This is a genomic window from Aeromicrobium sp. EU05-FHT14F07 (assembly GCF_058790455.1).
This window is the reverse complement of record NZ_JBYTCR010000041.1, coordinates 1-2,767: the sequence shown is the minus strand read 5'-3', so window position 1 is coordinate 2,767 and position 2,767 is coordinate 1. Positions and strand designations below refer to the sequence as shown.

The window sequence follows — 2,767 nt, the reverse complement described above, 5'->3', positions numbered from 1 at the left end:
TACACGTCCGAGTACGGAGCGGTCGAGCCGAGGTTGCTCGCCGTGGGCGCAGCGCACGAGTTCCCGGACGACGTCCAACCGATCAACCTGCTGGAGCGTCTCGCCGCCATGGACTTCGCCCACCGCCTCGCCGCGGTCCGCAAACAACGCGGCATGACCCAGCAGACCCTCGCCGACACCGTCGGGGTCCACGTCACCCAGCTACGGCGCTACGAAGCCGGCACCAACCAACCCACCCTCGACGTCCTCCGCGCTTTGGCCGTCGCCCTCGCCGTCTCCGCCGACGACCTCGTCTTCGACCCCGACGAACGCGGACCCCAAGACGAATCCCTGCGGCTCCACCTCACCGCGCTCGACCAGCTCGACCCCGACGAGCGCAACAGCATCCGCGCCCTCATCGAAGGCGCCCTCCTCCGCCACCAAGCACGGCGACTCGCCCAGACCAGCTGACCTACTCCAAGCGACCCGTGTCGAAGAGGTGATCCACAAACAACTCGTGGAGTCCCGCTGCCAAGATCTCGCCCTCAGCGTCGGTGAGTTCGATGCGGCCGACCTCGGCGCTGGCAGTGCCTCCGTCAATGGTCGTGAGCACGCTGTTCAGCAATCCGCGCATCCCTTCCGCGAGAACGGGCCGCAGATACTCCGCGCGGTCGCCGAGCGCCGCGTGGAGCCGATCGAACGGTTCGCGCTCTTCGATCCACGGAGCACTGGCGTCGGAGTCCTCAACCGTCTTGGCGACGGTGTCGACCCAGAAGTCCATCGCGCTGGCGAGATCCTCGAAGAAAGCGGTCAGGAGTTGCTGGTTCATCTGGGTCACCATACGAACGACGAGCCGTACATCTAGTCGATCCGGTAGGAGAACTGCGTGATGTCGTGAGCTGTCGGCGTCCGTCCCAGGCCACGTTCCCAGCGGCCCCACGCGGTCGTGATCCGAGAGTGAATTGCAGGATCCACTCCGCGCAGCATTGATAGACCGTGAAAGTTCACCACCGCCCGCTCAATGATCCCACCGTACTTTCGCGGCAGTGCGTAGTAGCTGCGCCGCCTCGTGGTCGCCCGGATGCGCAAGTCCTGCGTCCCCGCCCCGATAGCTGGGCCGTCCAGGGAGACTCAAGAAGCTTCAACTCGTCTGCTCGAGTTGCCGGCACGCTGCCTGATACTGGACCCTTCGCACCAAGTCGAGCTCCCGCTTCAAAGGGCGCCAGTGCGCGACCGTCGCCTCGCGTCGGACTGCTTCCATGCCTCGTCGCCTGCAGCGAGCGCGGCTCTCCGCCCCTCGCCCTTGACGACCTTGATCAAGCTGGTCACGAGGACGTCCGCCAGCGCTACGACCACCGCCCCGTAAGCGGTCCAGGCCACCAGCGACCCCGGGGCGACCTCCACCTTCGACATGTAGATCACCGCAACCTTGACCACCACCCACGATGCCAATCCGAACGCCGAGGTCCAGCAGGGCATCACGAGATTGAATAAGGTCCGGATACGGATCAGTTGAGGATCCCGTCCACCACGTCGTACGCATGACTCTGGTCATCGTACGGGCGCCCAACCTGACCACACAGCAATCGGGTCCCCCCAACGCGCCAGGAGCGGGATCGAACGCGGGCACTCGTGCTGAGGTCACCTTTCAGGGCCGCCGCGCACCCAGCCTTCCGCACTGAGGCCAGTCACCTTTTCCGACCACGCTTGAGCAGTGCCGCGGCTTCCTTCCCGAAGACCGAGTCGTCGCGAAGCGCTTCCACGACCTCTCGGCCGCGATCGCCGCCGAGCCTGAGGATCGGCCGGATGAAGTAGATCCGTGACTCACCGCGCTCCTCCACCGCCAGGAAGTCGATCAAGTCGTCCACCTGCGCCTTCGTCGCGCACGCCGCCAGCGCGACGGCAGCGCCATCTTCCTCGCCCGGATCCCGCGCCTGAAGCCAGCGCATCTTGAGCCGCTCCCAGAACTCCACGGACGGCTTGACCGCAAGAGCTCGACCGAGGCTCTCCATCACCCGCTCCGGATAGCCACCGCGCTCCAGATGATCCATCAGGATCGGCAGAGCAGCATGGTAGGGATCCGACGTGTTCACCAGGTCCCACACCGAGTCGACCTGCACCCCAGCACCACGCAGTTCAGCCACCACCGGCTGCTCGGCCTCTCGCAGGCGGCGCACGCGTTCCGCACGCTCAGCCTCGACGGCTTCGACCTCGGACCGGTACTCCGGATCGTTTTGGAGCATGTCTTCCTTCAAGCGTGCCAGGTCCGCCGCCGAGATGGGACCCTTCGGGAGTTTGGGGCTGTTCATTCTAGAAACCTGATGATCTTGATGGGGCTCGACGGATCGAGATCCGCTCGAGCCAAGGGGCCGGAGAGCATTGTTTCGCCTCGCACATAGATGTCGAGCCGCAGCCCCCTCTGGGAAGCGTAGTCGGCATAGTCGCGCAGCTGACGTGTGTACGACAACCTCTTGACGTTCTTGACCTCCGAAACCGCAACATCGTTCAGCCCATCGAAGATCCGCGTGCGCCCATTGATCACGCGCGTCGCCTTGGCTCCGATATCGAACGCTGACCTCACCGCGTTCTCGCCCGCCTGACCAGCGCGGACGACCTTGGCGCCGCCGGAGCCAGTCTCCGCCGCCTCATCGACGTGCTTGAGCGGCTTCAGGAACTTCAGGGGTTTAAGGACCGTCGAGGCACCCTCGAACGCACAAGCTCCGGAGAGCACCTTCGTGCAGCTTTTCTCGTTGAAGACCCCAAACCGCCAGATTCCGAGCAGCAGGTC

At 64.9% G+C, this 2,767-nt stretch carries 5 protein-coding genes; 1 reads left to right on the top strand and 4 read right to left on the bottom strand.

The genetic code is table 11. The features are described from left to right. On the top strand, positions 1–450 hold a 450-nt coding region (locus AC3WRM_RS18375; protein WP_492249991.1), incomplete at its 5' end, for a helix-turn-helix domain-containing protein. Position 451: 1 nt separating this feature from the next. Here the strand turns inward: AC3WRM_RS18375 and AC3WRM_RS18370 are convergent. The 4 genes from AC3WRM_RS18370 to AC3WRM_RS18355 form a co-directional block, all read right to left on the bottom strand. Next, on the bottom strand, positions 452–808 hold the full coding sequence (locus AC3WRM_RS18370; RefSeq protein WP_492249992.1) for a hypothetical protein: 357 nt from the start codon (positions 806–808) through the stop codon (positions 452–454). Between the two features lie 383 nt (positions 809–1,191). Continuing rightward, positions 1,192–1,458 carry a hypothetical protein gene (locus tag AC3WRM_RS18365; protein ID WP_492249993.1) on the bottom strand — a complete coding sequence of 89 codons (267 nt, stop codon included), beginning with the start codon at positions 1,456–1,458 and terminating at the stop codon, positions 1,192–1,194. Between the two features lie 209 nt (positions 1,459–1,667). Further along, positions 1,668–2,288 carry a hypothetical protein gene (locus AC3WRM_RS18360; protein ID WP_492249994.1) on the bottom strand — a complete coding sequence of 207 codons (621 nt, stop codon included), beginning with the start codon at positions 2,286–2,288 and terminating at the stop codon, positions 1,668–1,670. After that, positions 2,285–2,767 (bottom strand): putative toxin (locus tag AC3WRM_RS18355; protein ID WP_492249995.1); only part of this gene is annotated, 483 nt, incomplete at its 5' end. The genes AC3WRM_RS18355 and AC3WRM_RS18360, both read right to left, overlap by 4 nt.

Coding starts and splice junctions, on each gene's coding strand:
- AC3WRM_RS18365 (WP_492249993.1), bottom strand. CDS start 1,458: ATGCCCTGCTGGACCTCGGCGTTCGGATTGGCATCGTGGGTGGTGGTC.
- AC3WRM_RS18370 (WP_492249992.1), bottom strand. CDS start 808: ATGAACCAGCAACTCCTGACCGCTTTCTTCGAGGATCTCGCCAGCGCG.
- AC3WRM_RS18360 (WP_492249994.1), bottom strand. CDS start 2,288: ATGAACAGCCCCAAACTCCCGAAGGGTCCCATCTCGGCGGCGGACCTG.